The organism is Paenibacillus periandrae, assembly GCF_022458865.1.
In the GTDB taxonomy this organism is placed as follows: Bacteria; Bacillota; Bacilli; order Paenibacillales; family NBRC-103111; genus Paenibacillus_S; species Paenibacillus_S periandrae.
In genome coordinates this window covers 252220-267900 of record NZ_JAJNMU010000005.1, presented here as the reverse complement: position 1 = coordinate 267900, position 15681 = coordinate 252220, and the positions used below count along the sequence as shown (strand labels likewise).

Below are 15681 nucleotides of genomic sequence, written 5' to 3'. Positions count from 1 at the left end.
GTTATTCCTCCCATTGGAACGGTAATCGAATGAGCACCGTCATTCCTTTATGTGCATTTTTACGCAGGACGAGCCCGTAAGGCTTTCCATATAAAAGCCGGATTCGCTGATGGACGTTGCGAAGCGCGTAACCGCTGCTCTTGTGCCCGAATTGCTGCTTGATGTGCGGAGCTTCCCCGGCATAGTCGATGCGCCGCAGCACCTGTTCCATCTCTGCTTCGTCCATCCCCAAACCATCATCCTCCACGGATACGATCAGGTCGTCGTTTTCCGTTACCGCTCTGATCCTGATGGTCACCGGCTCGCTGCCCATGCCATGCTCAATAACGTTTTCTACGAGCGGCTGCAGGATCAGCTTGAGCACAAGCACGGTTTGCAGTGAAGGATCGATGAAGATTTCCGCACGCAAACGATCACCGCTGCGCAGCTCCTGAATTTGCATATAAGCTTCTGCAAATCGAACCTCGTCACGAAAATATACAAAGGTTTGGCGTTTATCAACGGTATATCTCAGCAATTTGCCCAGATTGGTTACGACGTCCGAGAGCGCCAGATGATGATGCCTGACTGCCATCATATTGATCGATTCTAAGGTGTTGTACAGAAAATGGGGATTCATCTGGCTCTGCAGCGCCGATATTTCTGCATCCCGTTCGCGCAATTTGGTTTCATACACTTCGCGCACGAGGCGCTCAATTTCTCCCACCATCCGGTTAAACACTTCGGTCAATTGCCCGATCTCATCATGAGTGGACACGATGGCCCGCTCTTTGAAAAAACCTTTTTTGACCAGCTCCATCTTACTCTGCAAATGCCGGATAGGCTTGACCAAACGATCGGAGGAAAGGACAGCCAGCAGCAGAGCCGCCGCGAGCGATATCAGGGAAATCATCAAGGTGTAGCTGGTGATTTCCTTGGCTTCCTTTCGCAGCTCCGCGAGTGGAATCTGGCCCCATATTTGCAGCCCTGTATATTTGGAGCGGGTGGAGGCGCTTAATAATCCTGGATCGTTCAGGTCAGGCTCCGATGTCGAAGCCTGGGGATACAGGATCGTCCCTTTTTGATCATAAATGTACAGCTTGCTGTTATTGCCGAATTGAACCGAGGAAAAGATGTTTTCAAAGCCTTCCGTTTTGAGATCGACCTTGATATAGCCAATTTTGCTATGGGTATAGGGCTCACGAATCAGGCGTGACAAGGATACGACCGTTTTTGGTCCAGAGGTGTAATAGGAGACCGTATGCGGGGGATTAATCGTCAGCCCGCCGTCCTCCAGGATGTCGTCTGCCATCCAGTTATTCGTATCCTGCGACCAATAGTTCATGACGCTCGTATCCGAATTGCTGAACAGGCTGCCGTCGTCGGTGAAGATGAGAATGCTTTCAATTTCTGACCGCTCAAATGCCATTGAGGAGATAAACAAATTCATTTTAAACTGTTCCTCAGCAGTCAAATAGACCCCTTTCTGATAGGAGCTGCTGTGGTTTTTCAGAATGGCAAGGACGTTGGGATCATACAGCGGAGACAGGGTCAATCTATCGATCTCCTTCACATACCGGTCCAGATTAATCCGAATTTGATCGACGATCTGCAGTGTGTAATTTTTGGTGCTTTGCTCGACATTCGCCGCGTATTTCGTATACGTGAAAGCACCGCTGATCATGAACGGTATTGTAATCAGAGCCATGAACAAGATCATAAATTTCGTGCGGAGCGAAAGAAATGTACGGTTAAGATGTACCAGCAAGATCGATCACGTCCCCTAAAGGTTTCTTATTTGGAAGGCTGCAGGCTTGGGACCCCGGTGTTTTGCTGCTATCGTATCACATAAGTAATTTTTCCGTAATATGGTATGATAAATGGGTGGACAAAACCATTGGTTGGGTAAGGCCGCTTGTTACGAATCATTCCATGAGAAGGTGACAGATTTGAGTGTACATCCGCTATTTCAGAAAATGCAATACAAAGACCAGGGGGAGGCCGTTCTTGTTATGAATGCCCCTCAGGTGTATGAGGAGGAAGTGATCACACATTTTAAAGGTGAGGTCGACCGGGAGGCTCTTCGCGATTCGTATCCGCTCGTACAGGTATTCGGAATCAGCAATGATTCGCTTCAAACATCCGCTCGACTGGGAGTCGCGGTCCTGGCGGATGACGGCCTCCTATGGCTGTGTTATCCGAAAAAAACATCCAAAGCTTATAAAGGCTCGGATTGCAGCAGGGAGACTGTAGCTGTACTGCTCGCCGATGAGGGATTTGAGCCGGTACGTCAGATCGCGATTGATGAGGACTGGTCTGCACTGCGCTTTCGGCATGTGGATCGAATTAAGAATATGGTTAGAACGTCTGCTGTAACCGATAAGGGCAAGCAGCGGATCCAGGAAAACCATACATAGAACATACCAAGCTGGAGGGTGATGAAACTGCAACGGATTAGCTTTATTGGGGTGGGGGTCATGGGCTCCCGAATGGCGGCACGACTGGTTAAAGCCAGATACGAGGTCACTGTATATAACCGTTCGGCGGAAAAGGTAGAACCGCTGATACAGCTCGGGGCGAGCCGTGCGGCGACAATTGGGGAAGCTGTAGAGCGGGCTGACATGATATGTACCTGTCTATCGATGCCGCAGGATGTTCAGGCATTGTATATGGCTGAGCAGGGTATTTTTAAACAAGCGAAACCCGGAGCCATCTGTATGGACTTTACAACCGTCGGTCGCGAGCTGAGTGTGCAGTTAGGTGCGGAGGCGGCATCGTATAAGTTGGTTTATTTGGACACACCTGTGAGCGGCGGCCCGGAAGGTGCAGAGCGAGGTACCTTAACGATCATGGTGGGTGGACAAGCGGATGCCTATGAGCAATGCTTGCCTGTGCTTCAACAATTAGGCTCCAATGTGCAGTATTTGGGAAGCTCGGGCTTGGGCAGCGTAGCCAAGCTGATGAATCAATATTTGGTTGCCACACATACTTTAGCAGCTGCAGAAGCTATGGCAGCAGGCAGTGCCTATGGAATCAACCCCGAGCAGCTGTATCAAATTCTCTCCACAAGCTACGGGGATAGCCGTATGCTGCGACGCCATGTTGAGCAGCATATTCTGGATCGCAGCTTTCAACCCGGGGGCGCTCTGAAGTACCTGCTTAAGGATGTCGGGTTAGCTAACCGACTCGTCGTGGAAGCTGGAATAGAAGAAGCTACGGGCAATCATGTGGAAGCTGTTCTGCATAAGGCTGTGGAGCAGCAGCTTGGGGAGCTGGACATGTCTGCTGTGATCTTGTCTCTGGAGCTGCTAACGGGGACCAAGGTGGAAAGAAAGTAGAAAAGCCCCTTCACAACAAATATGCTGTGGAGGGGCTTGAGTGCATAGCCAGCTTATTAATAAGCAAGGGCAAACAATCCGTTAATGTGGGACAAGTAACGGGCGTTGCTCGCTTTTTTCATCAAGGATGCCGGAGTACCTTTTAATTCAATACCGCTTCCACCTACGGAGCCGATACCATCTTTACGGCCAAGGCTTGCCAATGTTCCTGAGAATACAGGGTTGAAGCTATCCATAGTTGTGCCTTTGAAATGAGCAGCGATATTAGCGCCAGCAAGCTCACCCATTTGCCAAGCCAATTGTGCAGTTGGCGGGAACGGACGTCCTTCAGGTCCAAATACGACTGCGCAGTCGCCAGCGAGGAATACATCAGGATGGGAAACGGATTGCAGCGCTTCGTTAACCGTTGCACGACCACGATTCACTTCAACTCCACAATTTGCTACCAGCGAGCTGCCTTGTACGCCGCCAGTCCAAACCAATGTACTGGTATCAATCGTTCTGCCGTCTTTGAGGCTTACGGTTGGTCCGTTCACTTCGGTAATCGCAAGGCCCGTCAAGAATTCAACACCGCGATTTTGAAGGCTGACCGTTGCACGCTCGATAAGCTCAGCAGAAAAGATTGGCAGAATGCTTGGCATAGCCTCAACCAGATACAGTGAAACGTCTGCGAAATCGACGCCATATTTACGGCAAATGCCCGGCAGCTCATCAGCAAGCTCACCGACCAGCTCAACGCCTGTCAAGCCTCCGCCACCGATAACGAAAGTAGCGTCTGCTTTGTTGTTGGTGCTGCTGTAATTGCGAATGCTTTGCTCCACATGTGCAAATAAACGGTTGGCATCGGCAACGGATTTCAGCGTGAAGCTGTTTTCCTGCAGACCTGGAATACCGAAATAGTTGGTTTCACTGCCCAGAGCGAGCACCAAAGCGTCATAGCTGAACGTTTTGCCACCCAAAAGAAGCACTCTGCGTTCTTCCACATTAATTTCATCAACCGTACCAACCACCACATTGATCTGTTTTCCTTTAAGCAGCTTTTCCAATGGCAAAGCTACTGCCTTCTCGGCGACATTGCCTGCAGCAAGACGGTGCAGCTCAGTAATAATTTGGTGCGAGCCCACACGGTTAATAACAGTAATTTCTGCTTCTTCATGCGTTAGATGGGCACGAGCGGAAAGAGCGCTTAACAAGCCGCCGTAGCCGCCACCCAAGATCAAAATTTGTTTACTCACGTTTATCCTCCATTCTGGCAATAGGTTTTATAGGTGATCTTGCTTTTTTCTTTCGCTTAAAATATCAAGGTAAGCTTGACTAAAACGAAGCATTTTTTGCAGTTCCGGATCTTTAAGCAGCTTTAACATGCCAAATAGGCCGATTGTGGCATCGCTTTGATCAGCGCGATCGTTGGCTTCAATAGCAGCCGATGCGTAACCTTTTACTTTTTCCTCGATTGGTTTAACGACTTCTTGAATGCCTCCTACCATGTCTTGAATCAATACACGGTCGTTGGCTACTTTATTAGCCAAATCATATGTTTTGGTAAGCAGAGTCATCATTTCCGTAAGTCGTGGCAGTTGATCGACCAATACGGTCAATGCCTCTTGTACCTCAGGTTTTAACAATTGATCCAATACGTCTGCTTTAACGGTTGCCGGGGCTGCAGAAACTTCTTGTTCTGATACTTGAGCAGTGGTTTGTGCCATTCTTTGTTCCTCCTTTATTCATCTGAATTGTTCGCAAGTAGCAAAAAACGATATTCCGCGATCTATATGAAATATAATATAGGTTATTATTATATTATCCATTCACTTGTGAAAAAAATCACATAGAAGTTAGAAGGTTTCCGTGTCTAAGCTGCTGCGAACCAAGTAATTGCTAAGCTATATTGTATACCTTATAGCGCCGCGAGACAATAGTTTTTTCATCATTTAATTACAAATTATTCAGTGTTCCTGGAGTTATTGCTGTAGGGGGAATTATGATGTGATTTCTGGTCCATTATGATGTTAAAACCGCCCCTTACGATTGCCACCTATAAGTAAGATGGGAACAAACGTTCTTATTTTTCGTCGTTCATTTATCAGGATGAGGTGAGGGTATAGTGGAGGCTTCAGACGTTTGGGTACTGTCGTCGTTAAAGAACAGGACATCACTTCCTACGGTCTTCGGGTTACCTACGGGGCTTGAAGGAGAGAGGATCGATGAAAGGTGTGTTAACCGCATCACAGAGATCAGATTGGCGAATACGAAGATGAAGATGGACAATCTATGAGCCGACTTGGTGATTTTGATTTCAGGAAATGGAAAAAGAAGCAGCAGGAGTTACAGAAGCTGAAGCAGTCCTTTTCAGGCTTTGAGGAAAAGTGTATGAAGGAATTGGCAGCAGAGCTTCGGACCAAAGCGGTAGCCCTGACACCGACGGATGCGGGAAATCTTCGAAAGAGCTGGACTGTTGGACCCGTTCGGAGAACAGGATCAGACGTTCGGATCGAGGTCAGCAACACGGATCCCAACGCTTCGAATGTCGAATATGGATATCATACGCCAAATCTTCATGAGTGGGTACCAGGCAAGCACATGCTGGCTGTTTCCGTGGAGCAATTGGAACGCGAGCTGCCGAATATGCTGGAGCAAAAGCTGCAGAAGTTCATAGATCGGTATTGGAGGTGAAGCTTGTGATCAGTGAGGATATCAAAAGCGGCATGCTAGCAAGGCTGGAAGTGCTTGAGCCCGGCTATGGAAGGTACAGTGAGCAAATGGCTGGAGACGCACAGAAGCCAGCTTTTTTGGTTAGTCTTGTGGAAAGCGCGCAGCAAAAGGAAATCAACCGGAGATATCGGCGCAGTATGACATACGCAATTCAATTTTTCCCCGACCCAGGCAGTTTGACGCAGAGAGCGGATTGCCTAAGGATGGGTGAACGATTGTATAGCCAGATGGAATGCGTCGTATCGGATAACGTCCTGTATCGGGGAAGCGGCATGAAATATGAGGTCGTTGACGAGGTGCTTCAGTTTTATATCAGCTTTAGCATTCGCCTGATCCAAGAGCAGGAAACCGTTCCATCTTTAATGGAAACCATTGAGCAGGAGGGACACATACGATGAATACAGAACCAGCTTACGAGGAAGTAAAAGAACTGGTAAACACAGCAGTGTCGCCTACGTTTACCAAGCAGCAGCTCCATGCGGCCAAAAAATATACCGCACAACAAAAGGATATGCTGAGTGCGCTGCTGGAAGAGGATCAGTTGTATACCGAGGCTGAGGTAGATCATATTGTAAATACATTCTTATTGAAGGTGGTGGAGTAAATGGCTGGAGGCACATGGGTTACACAAAATAAAGTAAGACCAGGCACTTATATCAATTTCGTCGGTCAAGGTACGCCAGTAGGAGCAGTGGGGGAGCGCGGTATTATGACGATGGCGCTATCGCTCGGCTGGGGCCCATCCAAGCAAATTTTGAGTATTACTAATGGGGATGATGTATCCGCCCTGCTGGGCTATGATATCTCTTCATCGCAAATGCTGCTGCTTCGTGAAGCATTCAAGAGAGCCAGAACCGTGCTGCTGTATCGGTTGAACAATGGTACCAAAGCTGCTGTCACATCAGGGAACCTGACGGCGACGGCGAAGCACGGTGGGCTGCGTGGTAATGACTTGACGGTGGTTATCCAGACTAATGTCGATGACAATGACAAGTTCGATGTGAAAACATTGCTTGCAGGTGTGGAGAAAAATATCCAGACGGTGTCCAGTATCGCAGGGCTCGTCAGCAATGATTGGATCGTATTTAGCGGAACAGGTATGTTGGCTGCTACTGCAGGTGCCCCGTTGGTCGGTGGCACAGATGGAACAGTAACCAATGCTGATCATATCGATTATATGGCTGCGGTTGAACTGCAGGATTTTAATACTGTGGCTTACCCGGGAACAGCGAATGACCTGAAAGCTTTATACACGGCATTCATCAAACGCCTGCGCGATGTTGAAGGTAAAAAAGTTCAATTTGTTACTGAAAACTATGCATCAGCAAATCATGAGGGTGTAATTAGCGTCAAAAATGGGGTTAAGCTCTCCGATGGTACAAGCCTTACGGCAGCCCAGGCTTCCGTGTGGGTAGCGGCGGCAACTGCAGCGGCACAGATGAGCCAATCACTTACTTACGATGCATACGATGATGCGGTGGATGTCGGCACTCGATATACGAACGCCCAGATTGAAGCGGCGATCATTGCGGGAGAATTCCTGTTCACCCCGAATCAGGGTAAAACCAAGGTTGAGGTCGATCTGAATACGTTCACAGGCTTTACACCGGACAAAGGTAAACCGTTCTCCAAAAATCGAGTGATTCGTGTACTGGACGGCATCGCGAACGATTTCAAAAAAATATTTGATCTATATTACGGCGGTAAGGTCGATAACAACGCGGACGGACGGGATTTGCTATGGAATGAGTACATTACGTACCTCAAAACTTTGGAAGGTCTTAATGCTCTGCAAAACGTCAATTCGGCGACCGATGTAAAAATTATTCAAGGTACGGATGCTGACAGTGTATATGTGGAAGTAGCTGTTCAACCTGTGGACAGCATTGAAAAAGTATATATGAAAGTGAGCGTGAGCTAATATGGCATTTTTAAATGCGCGCGATACGATCTCAGGTCAAGAAGGAACGGCATATGCAATGATTCCGAACGCATCTGGTAAATTGGACTCCGAAGAAATGTTCTACGTGAAAAAGCTTGAAGCGAAGGTTGAGAAGGAAAAAACCGATATCAAGACACTTGGCCGTCGTGGAACCCAGCATAAGGCCAATGGCTGGAAGGGTACCGGATCGATGACGATTTATTATGTGACATCGGTTTTTCGCCAGATGATGTACGAGTATATCGATTCAGGTAAAGACATTTATTTTGACATTAAGGTGACCAATGATGATCCAGCATCGACTGCTGGCAAACAAACAGTCGTACTCAAGAACGTTAATCTGGACAGTGTGATCATGGCATCCCTGGATACAGATTCTACGGCTTTGGAGGAAGAGGTTTCTTTTACCTTTGATGGTGTAGAAATTAAAGATCCATTTACTGTATTGAAAAAATAACATCAACGGAGGTTAACCATGAGTGATTTAAGCGCATTTTACGCACAAAATGCCGGAACCGTGACAATAGAGGACTTTGTGGTTTCGACTCGATTTCAGGATAAGGATGGAAGTCCTCTAGCTTGGCAGCTTTGTGGCATGACGGAAGCGCAGAACGAAGAAATTCGCGCAGCAGCTACCAAGCGTGTTCAGGTTAAAAAGGGAGTAACAATTCCGGAAACCAATCCGAATGAATACATGGCCAAGCTTGTTGTTGCAAGTGTGGCATTCCCTAACCTGAAGGATGCCAGCCTGCAGGAGTCGTATGGCGTACGCGGGGCGGAGGATCTGCTGCGGAAGATGCTCTTGCCTGGTGAATACAGCTCTCTAGCCGAGAAGGTACAGCAAATCAACGGCTTTGACAAGGATATGAATGAGCTGGTTGAAGACGTAAAAAACTAATCAAGGAGGGCGATGGCGAGGCTAATTATGCTTACTACGCCCTTCATGAGCTTAACATTTTGCCGCATCATCTGGTCAAGATGGAGCGCCGTGAAAAAGCGGCCATCTACGCGATGATTGATGTGCGGATCGAAGCTGAAAAGAGTCGCTCCAAAAAATGAAAACGGTAAAGTGTGGAAGGAAAAAGCGCCTGCAGTCGGGTGCTTTTTTCTATTTACGTTTTGAGGAAAGGAGGAATGAAGATGGCTACCATTAGTGCTAGCTTGCAATTGTTTGACCAATTCACTACCACATTGGATAAGGCCGAGCGTGGTATCAATTCAGTCATCACGGCTGCAGAACGTCTGAAAAGAGAGTTATCGGCAACGATCACGCTCAATATGAACGCAGCAGATGCATTGACGGAAATCAACAAAGTGAAGCATCAGATCCATACGATAAATAGTACAGCTCCTATTCTGATCATTCTAGACGACTCCGATGTGGCTTGGCAAATACCTTTAATTAAAGGCAATGTGGAAAGGGGGTTATCCCACATTTTGGCTAAGGTAGTGCTGGATAGCTTCGATGCAATAGAAGATGCTAAGAGGCTTAGTTCACGTCTGGAAGGTCATCTGAAGCTACCCAAGATCAAAGTAGACATGAATGTTTCAGCTGTAGTGGGGAAAATCGCTTCACTGAAGACACTTCTTGAAGGAGTAACAGGGGGTCTTCTGAAGATAGAAATCGGTTTGAACTCGGCAGAGGTCATTGCGGAAGCCGTGCATCTGCGGCAGCGGATTATTACTGCAATTGGCACGATTCAGGCTGATATTCAGGTCACGCTGCCTACTGCACTTACAGACCTGCTTCAGAATATTAGGAAGCTGGTGCTGCTGCTTCTTTTGGGTATCCGCAAATTGATTAAAGGCGGCTCGCCTCCGGGTCCGCCACCACCACCGCCAGGACCACCACCCGGGACAGATGGGGGGAAATCAGAAGGACTGCTTGGCAGACTGCGCGGTATTGCTGCAGAGTATCTGAACATTGCCAATGCCCAGAAGCTGCTTGAGGCGACACTTGGAGCGGCGATGAAGCAGGGAGATATGGAGGCAATGTTTAAGGCGCGGACAGGCAATGATCAGGTTGGCTCCGCGATGTTCCAGCATTTCAAGGAACGTGCTATGCAGGCTGGCGAAGACGTTAACGAATCTTTAAAAAATACGCTCGCCTTCTTTCCTATGACACAGAATACGGATCAATTGGACAAGCTGCATGATCTTACCTTATATCTTGGGGACACGAATGCGAAAGGTAAAACCAGTGAAGATGCGGTTGATGCCTTAAAGAGTGCAATGAAAGGTGATACCGGCGCATTAAGCGATGACTTTAATATTCCGGAAGCAGTCCTTAAGAAATTTAAAATTGAGGATTTGGCCAAACAGAATAAAATGCCTGAGTTTTTGACGGCTCTCGAAAAAGCGATGGACAGTCAAAATATGGGCAAGGCTGCCTACGATAAAATAGGTGCAAGCCCCGGTAAACAGTTCGAGGATTTAAAAACCAACGCGACGACAGGAATTGCCAATTCTGGCACGCAGGCATTGAATACGATAGCACCTGTTATTGAGATGCTGAACAAAGCTTTTGAAGACAAGAAATTTCAACCATTATTTGATGGTTTATCTATCGGGTTGAACATGGTTGCCCAAGGCGTTGCTTTTCTTGTCAACCAAGCCATGTGGCTCTGGGGAGTGATGCAGGATAATTGGCCGATTGTGCGCAGTATTCTTTTGGGGATAGCGATGGTCATCAGCGGCGTGGTTGTGGCAGCACTTATCGATATGGCGGTAGCGTGGCTAACCGCGGCCTGGCCAATTTTACTGATTGCTGCGGTTGTTGTTGGTCTAATGCTGGTATTACAGCAATTCGGAGTCACAACTGAGCAGATTATAGGCGCAATTATCGGTTTCTTTTATGCTTTATATGCAGGAATATATAATTACATCGCTTTGTTATGGAATGTGTTTGCGAGCTTTGCAGAATTTTTATTCAATTTTTTAATTGATCCCTTGTATGCCGTCCAAAGCTTATTCTATGAATTGGCTATGGTTGTCCTTAATTATTTGGATGTGATGACACGCAGTGTGGAGGAATTCACGCAGTATTTTTATCGATTGATGGCTAAAACAGCCAATGCAGTCATTGGGGTCTGGAATAATCTGGGTGGGGCATTCAATGAATTTTTTGGCACACAAACATTTCATCCGGTTACCCCTTTTGATATTGAAAATATTAAAGGTGCTAATAGTGTGGTTAAAGGACTTATGTCCAGCTTACAAAAGCCGACAACCACCAAGGACGTGCTGAAGCTTACACGTATGGATATGTTGGATCCGATAGCTATGGCCAAACAGGGATATAGTGTGGGCGTCGATTTCGTTGGCAATATGAAGACATTGGAAATGCCCAAGGCAGATTCGAACTTGTTGAGCGGCTGGAATATGAATCACAAAGGAAACATTGGCAAGGTGGATACGGTCGGAAACATCGAGGATACGGTCGATATTTCGTCAGAGGATTTGAAGGTAATGCGGGACATCGCAGAAATGCAGAGCATCCAGAACTTTGTCTCCTTGACCCCTACGGTTCAGGTGCAGACTGGAGATATCAACAATGGTGCCGACGTACACGACATTATCAAGCGTATCGGGGATCATCTGGAGGAGCAGTTTACTTCATCAGCGAAGGGGACCTATACATGATAACGGCTGGAGGATATGGGATTGAACTCAGCTTTAGCAACTACGCCGACTCTTTTTTGATCCCAGTTAATCCCGATACGATTGAGATTAAGGAAAGCGGTGATGGCAAGTCTTATACAGTAGCGGGATTGGGCGAAATTAATGTGATTAAAGCGCCCAAGCTGACTGAAATAAGCTTCTCTGGGATATTCCCCGCGCATCGTTATCCATTTGTGATTGTAAAAGAGGACGAGCGTCTGGAGCCGCAGCATTATCTGGAGAAAATCAGGCAATGGCGAGAAAGAAAGCGACCTATCCGGTTTCATGCTGTCAGCAGTACCTATGTCATTGATATGCCGATGAGTATTGAACGCTTCGAGTGGAAGGAAGAAGCAGGCTCTCCAGGAGATATACAATACGAGCTATCACTCAAAAAGTACACCTTTTATGCAGCCAAGAAGGTCACGATTGTCCCGAAAGCGGATAGCACGGGTACATCTTCAGAGCAGGAGGATAGTGTTCAACTGCAGAGTGATGACCCTCCGCGTCCGGATGAACGGGAAATCCCCGACACATATGCATTAAGGAAAGGTGAAGGGTTATGGAGTGCTGCACAACGAGTATGGGGCGATGGTTCGAGATATCCGGAGATACAGGAATATAACGGTATTCCCGATGCCGATTTAAGGAGGCTGCCGATAGGACTCGTACTTAAAATACCTGGAGGAGAAGCCGATGCTTGAGGTGATGATTGATAATAAAAACGGAAACATATGGGATATTGCCGATCTGGTCTCGAATGTCACCTGGAAAACAAGCCGAATCGGTAAAGCGGGCAGTCTTGACTTTACCTTTGTTAAGGGAGGCCTTTACCAGAATGAAGACTTTCATATAGAAAACGGGGATATCGTCCGCGTTCGTAAAGATGGCATGAACGTATTCTACGGATACGTTTTTAAAATCGATAGCGGGCAGGATGAGGATGTGAAGGTCACAGCCTATGACCAGCTCCGATATTTGCTGTTTAATGATACCCTTATTTTTTCAGCCAGGACTGCCACGGAAATTGTTCAAATGATCGCACGAAAATATAACCTGAAGACAGGGCAACTGGATGAGTCCGCTTATGTCATTCCTACAATGGCGGAGGATAACACCAAGCTGATGGATATGATTTGTAAGGCATTGGATTTAACCCTGATCTCCACAGGTCGTATCTATGTCTTGTTTGATGATTTTGGCCAAGTGGCTCTGCGGGATGTGACGACGATGCTGCTTGATTTTTCGCTTGGCGAGGGGGGCCTAATGACGGACTATTCCTTCAGCCGCTCCATTGATAACGAAACGTACAATCGGATCGAGCTGGTACGGGCTGGCAAAGATCCGGAGGACCGCGTGCGTGGATTGGAAGATCCCGGAAACATTGCCAAATGGGGGCGCCTGCAGCTTCATCAAAAAGTCGATGATGGCTTGAACGAGGCGCAGATCAATGAACGTCTGTCCAATTTGCTGAAGCTTAAGAACCGTGAGCAGAAAACGCTTAGTATTGAGGAAATCGGAAATGTCCGCGTTCGCGCAGGCTGTCTGGCTCCTGTATTTATTGAATCACTAGGCTTATCGCAGTTTATGTTGGTAGAGGAATGTGTACACAAATTTGATGGTGATGATCACACCATGTCGCTGGAAATGAAGGTGTTTTGATGGATCGAATACTGAATATTATTAAGCAGGCGGGATCGGGTGCGGTTGAGGCAGGCAATCCGGTCAATATTCTGTTCGGAAATGTTACGAGCTCTAATCCTCTTGAAGTGAACGTGGACCAGCGTTTCACGTTATCGGAGGATTTTTTAATTATCCCGGAAAGTCTGACGGCGTTCACGATTGAATTGAATCATCAGCATAGCTATCAGGATGCAGGCGCTGGTGGCGATGGAACGCGAAGTACAGACACGGCACTGATGGAGCCCATTGTTATTCGACGTGGTTTGGAAGCAGGGGATAAGGTGCTGCTGGTCAGGATGCAGGGAGGACAGCAATTTATTGTCCTGGATCGGGTGGTGCAGCCATGATTCCACAGGGCGGTCAGTTGCCCACAGCAAAGGTTACGAAGGTCGTACAGCAGCCGAGCCGAACCTACAGGCTTGATGTGGCGACAGGCCGCATCATGGGTATGATCGATGGATTAGAGTCGATCCAGCAGACAGTCTATCAAATTCTGCAGACGGAGAGATTCGAGCATCTGATCTATAGTACAAATTATGGCTTTGAAAATAGCAATAGGACAGATAACGACTCTCTATTTTTTGAGTCGAGGATCACTCGCCTGATTCGGGAGGCACTCATGCAGGATGATCGAATACGCGATGTTCAGGACTGGCAGGTGTTAATTAAGGGCGATGAGGCTGTAGTAACCTTCACAGTAGTCAGCAAGCAAGGCAATTTTCGTGTTTCGAAAGAGGTGAATGCACTTGTATGAAAATCAATCTTTCCCTGCAATTATGGCGCGTATGCTCGCGGTTGTGCCCTCTGATGTAGATAAGCGCGAGGGAAGTATTGTGTATACCGCATTGGCACCGGCTGCTGTGGAGCTGGCTAATATGTATATCGAGCTGGATATCAATCTACGTCAGGCTTCTGCACAAACGGCTACCGGTATGTACCTTGATCTAAGAACTGCCGACTATGGTGTTACCCGAAGACCAGCGGCGAAGGCGGTTCATAAGGGTTTATTTGTTAATGGTAATGGGAGTCCTTTTGATGTCCCTTTAGGGAGTCGATACTCGGCTGGCAAGCTGAATTTTGTTGTAACCGAAAAAATCACGGCAGGACAATTCCAATTGCAATGTGAATTGGCGGGCTCCGTCGGAAATGCGGTTACAGGTGCGCTGCTGCCAATTGATTATATATCCGGTTTGGCTGCCGTTACCATTACAGAGCTCCTTATTCCGGGTACAGACATTCAAACAGATGAAGAGCTGCGCAAGGAATATTTGACTACCGTTCGGGAACCGTCAACAAGCGGCAATAAGGCTGATTACCGGAATTGGGCGTTGCAGGTAGCTGGTGTAGGAGATGCTGCGGTTAAGCCCTTATGGGATGGTCCGGGTACGGTTAAGCTGTATGTGATTGATGCCGATCAGCAGCCTGCCTCTATTCAGCTGGTTGAGGAGGTCCAGAACTACATCTCGCCGGAAGCAGGGATGGGGGAGGGCAAGGCACCGATCGGAGCTGCGGTGACGGTAGTAGCAGCAACCGGCATTGATATTGATGTAACGGCCGAGGTTGTACTCAACGGCACCCGTACACTTTCGCAGGTGGCCGCTGATTTTGGAGCTGATTTAACAGCTTACCTGAAGAGTCTAACCTTTGGGATTGACCCTTCTGTTAAATATGTGCGTATTGGTGCACTGCTGCTGGATACAGCCGGTGTGCAGGACTATTCAAACCTTCTGGTTAATGGCGGGACATCTAACATCTCTATACATCTGGGTGAAGTAGCCGTAAAAGGTACGGTGATGCTGGATGAGTGAGTTTACGATTGTCTCGGCAGCTGGCCAGCGAATGCTTGATCTTCTTCCTTCTTATTATGAAAAGGTTCGTGAAACACGCGTTGTGATGGAATCAGAAGGGAAAGAATTCGATCACCTAACAGCTGATGTGGGCGATGTTCTCAATCAGTTTTTTGTGGAAACGGCAACGTGGGGGTTGGATCGGTGGGAGTCGGAGTTCGACATCGTTCCACAATCTGGACAGCCTGACGATCAGCGCAGATCTGTCATACGTGCTCGAATACGCGGGACAGGGACGGTAACGGAGCAATTGATGGGAAAAGTAGCGGCAGCTTATATTAATGGGGAAATTGAAGTTACCCAGCAGCCAGCCATGCACCAGTTTACAGTCAAGTTCGTCTCTACGTTGGGTATTCCTGCTAATCTCAATGACCTGAAAGCGGCAATCGAGAGAATCAAGCCGGCACATATGGACGTTGTGTACCTATTCCGTTATTTGTTCAGCAATGAAGTGGAAGCCATGACTCTTTCGGAAATTGAGGTACATCGGTTAACTGATTTTGCCCCATTTATTTAATAG

At 47.5% G+C, this 15681-nt stretch carries 18 protein-coding genes; 15 read left to right on the top strand and 3 right to left on the bottom strand.

The window, feature by feature from the left end:
* Window position 1 precedes the first annotated feature (1 nt).
* Window positions 2–1747, bottom strand: a complete 1746-nt coding sequence (locus LRL21_RS10215) for a cache domain-containing sensor histidine kinase (protein ID WP_240415677.1) — start codon at window positions 1745–1747, stop codon at window positions 2–4.
* A gap of 208 nt (window positions 1748–1955) precedes the next feature.
* On the opposite strand from LRL21_RS10215, the gene LRL21_RS10210 reads away from it, so the two are divergent.
* Window positions 1956–2396 (top strand): DUF3052 domain-containing protein, encoded by a 441-nt coding sequence (locus tag LRL21_RS10210; RefSeq protein ID WP_240415676.1) that lies wholly within the window; start codon window positions 1956–1958, stop codon window positions 2394–2396.
* A 21-nt stretch (window positions 2397–2417) separates the two neighbouring features.
* Entirely contained in the window at window positions 2418–3317 is a 900-nt protein-coding gene (locus tag LRL21_RS10205; protein ID WP_240415675.1) for an NAD(P)-dependent oxidoreductase, read from the top strand.
* Between the two features lie 56 nt (window positions 3318–3373).
* Here LRL21_RS10205 and LRL21_RS10200 read toward each other — a convergent pair whose 3' ends face one another.
* Both LRL21_RS10200 and LRL21_RS10195 read right to left on the bottom strand, forming a co-directional pair.
* Window positions 3374–4552 (bottom strand): NAD(P)/FAD-dependent oxidoreductase, encoded by a 1179-nt coding sequence (locus LRL21_RS10200; protein ID WP_240415674.1) that lies wholly within the window; start codon window positions 4550–4552, stop codon window positions 3374–3376.
* A 27-nt stretch (window positions 4553–4579) separates the two neighbouring features.
* On the bottom strand, window positions 4580–5023 hold the full coding sequence (locus LRL21_RS10195; protein ID WP_240415673.1) for a DUF1641 domain-containing protein: 444 nt from the start codon (window positions 5021–5023) through the stop codon (window positions 4580–4582).
* A gap of 565 nt (window positions 5024–5588) precedes the next feature.
* On the opposite strand from LRL21_RS10195, the gene LRL21_RS10190 reads away from it, so the two are divergent.
* From LRL21_RS10190 to LRL21_RS10130, 13 genes are all read left to right on the top strand, one after another.
* Window positions 5589–5990 (top strand): HK97 gp10 family phage protein, encoded by a 402-nt coding sequence (locus LRL21_RS10190; protein ID WP_240415672.1) that lies wholly within the window; start codon window positions 5589–5591, stop codon window positions 5988–5990.
* The gene (locus tag LRL21_RS10185; RefSeq protein WP_240415671.1) at window positions 5987–6427 is read left to right on the top strand and encodes a phage tail terminator family protein; all 441 of its coding nucleotides are present in this window, start codon (window positions 5987–5989) and stop codon (window positions 6425–6427) included. The genes LRL21_RS10190 and LRL21_RS10185 overlap by 4 nt, the downstream gene beginning before the upstream one ends.
* Entirely contained in the window at window positions 6424–6633 is a 210-nt protein-coding gene (locus tag LRL21_RS10180; protein WP_240415670.1) for a hypothetical protein, read from the top strand. The genes LRL21_RS10185 and LRL21_RS10180 overlap by 4 nt, the downstream gene beginning before the upstream one ends.
* Window positions 6634–7950 carry a phage tail sheath family protein gene (locus LRL21_RS10175; protein WP_240415669.1) on the top strand — a complete coding sequence of 439 codons (1317 nt, stop codon included), beginning with the start codon at window positions 6634–6636 and terminating at the stop codon, window positions 7948–7950.
* Between the two features lies 1 nt (window position 7951).
* Window positions 7952–8428 carry a phage tail tube protein gene (locus LRL21_RS10170; RefSeq protein ID WP_240415668.1) on the top strand — a complete coding sequence of 159 codons (477 nt, stop codon included), beginning with the start codon at window positions 7952–7954 and terminating at the stop codon, window positions 8426–8428.
* A gap of 18 nt (window positions 8429–8446) precedes the next feature.
* Window positions 8447–8869: a phage tail assembly chaperone gene (locus LRL21_RS10165; RefSeq protein WP_240415667.1), complete on the top strand. Its 423-nt coding sequence runs from the start codon at window positions 8447–8449 to the stop codon at window positions 8867–8869.
* A gap of 242 nt (window positions 8870–9111) precedes the next feature.
* Window positions 9112–11613 (top strand): hypothetical protein, encoded by a 2502-nt coding sequence (locus LRL21_RS10160; RefSeq protein ID WP_240415666.1) that lies wholly within the window; start codon window positions 9112–9114, stop codon window positions 11611–11613.
* Window positions 11610–12335: a LysM peptidoglycan-binding domain-containing protein gene (locus tag LRL21_RS10155; protein WP_240415665.1), complete on the top strand. Its 726-nt coding sequence runs from the start codon at window positions 11610–11612 to the stop codon at window positions 12333–12335. The genes LRL21_RS10160 and LRL21_RS10155 overlap by 4 nt, the downstream gene beginning before the upstream one ends.
* A 4-nt stretch (window positions 12336–12339) precedes the next feature.
* Complete coding sequence (locus tag LRL21_RS10150) at window positions 12340–13293, top strand: XkdQ/YqbQ family protein (RefSeq protein ID WP_338044605.1); 954 nt, start codon at window positions 12340–12342, stop codon at window positions 13291–13293.
* Window positions 13293–13661, top strand: coding sequence for a DUF2577 domain-containing protein (locus tag LRL21_RS10145; RefSeq protein ID WP_240415663.1), 369 nt, complete (start codon window positions 13293–13295; stop codon window positions 13659–13661). The genes LRL21_RS10150 and LRL21_RS10145 overlap by 1 nt, the downstream gene beginning before the upstream one ends.
* Window positions 13658–14068, top strand: a complete 411-nt coding sequence (locus LRL21_RS10140) for a DUF2634 domain-containing protein (RefSeq protein ID WP_240415662.1) — start codon at window positions 13658–13660, stop codon at window positions 14066–14068. Before LRL21_RS10145 ends, LRL21_RS10140 begins: the two co-directional genes overlap by 4 nt.
* Window positions 14061–15122, top strand: a complete 1062-nt coding sequence (locus LRL21_RS10135; RefSeq protein WP_240415661.1) for a baseplate J/gp47 family protein — start codon at window positions 14061–14063, stop codon at window positions 15120–15122. Before LRL21_RS10140 ends, LRL21_RS10135 begins: the two co-directional genes overlap by 8 nt.
* Window positions 15115–15678 carry a YmfQ family protein gene (locus LRL21_RS10130; protein WP_240415660.1) on the top strand — a complete coding sequence of 188 codons (564 nt, stop codon included), beginning with the start codon at window positions 15115–15117 and terminating at the stop codon, window positions 15676–15678. Before LRL21_RS10135 ends, LRL21_RS10130 begins: the two co-directional genes overlap by 8 nt.
* The last annotated feature ends 3 nt before the right edge of the window (window positions 15679–15681 follow it).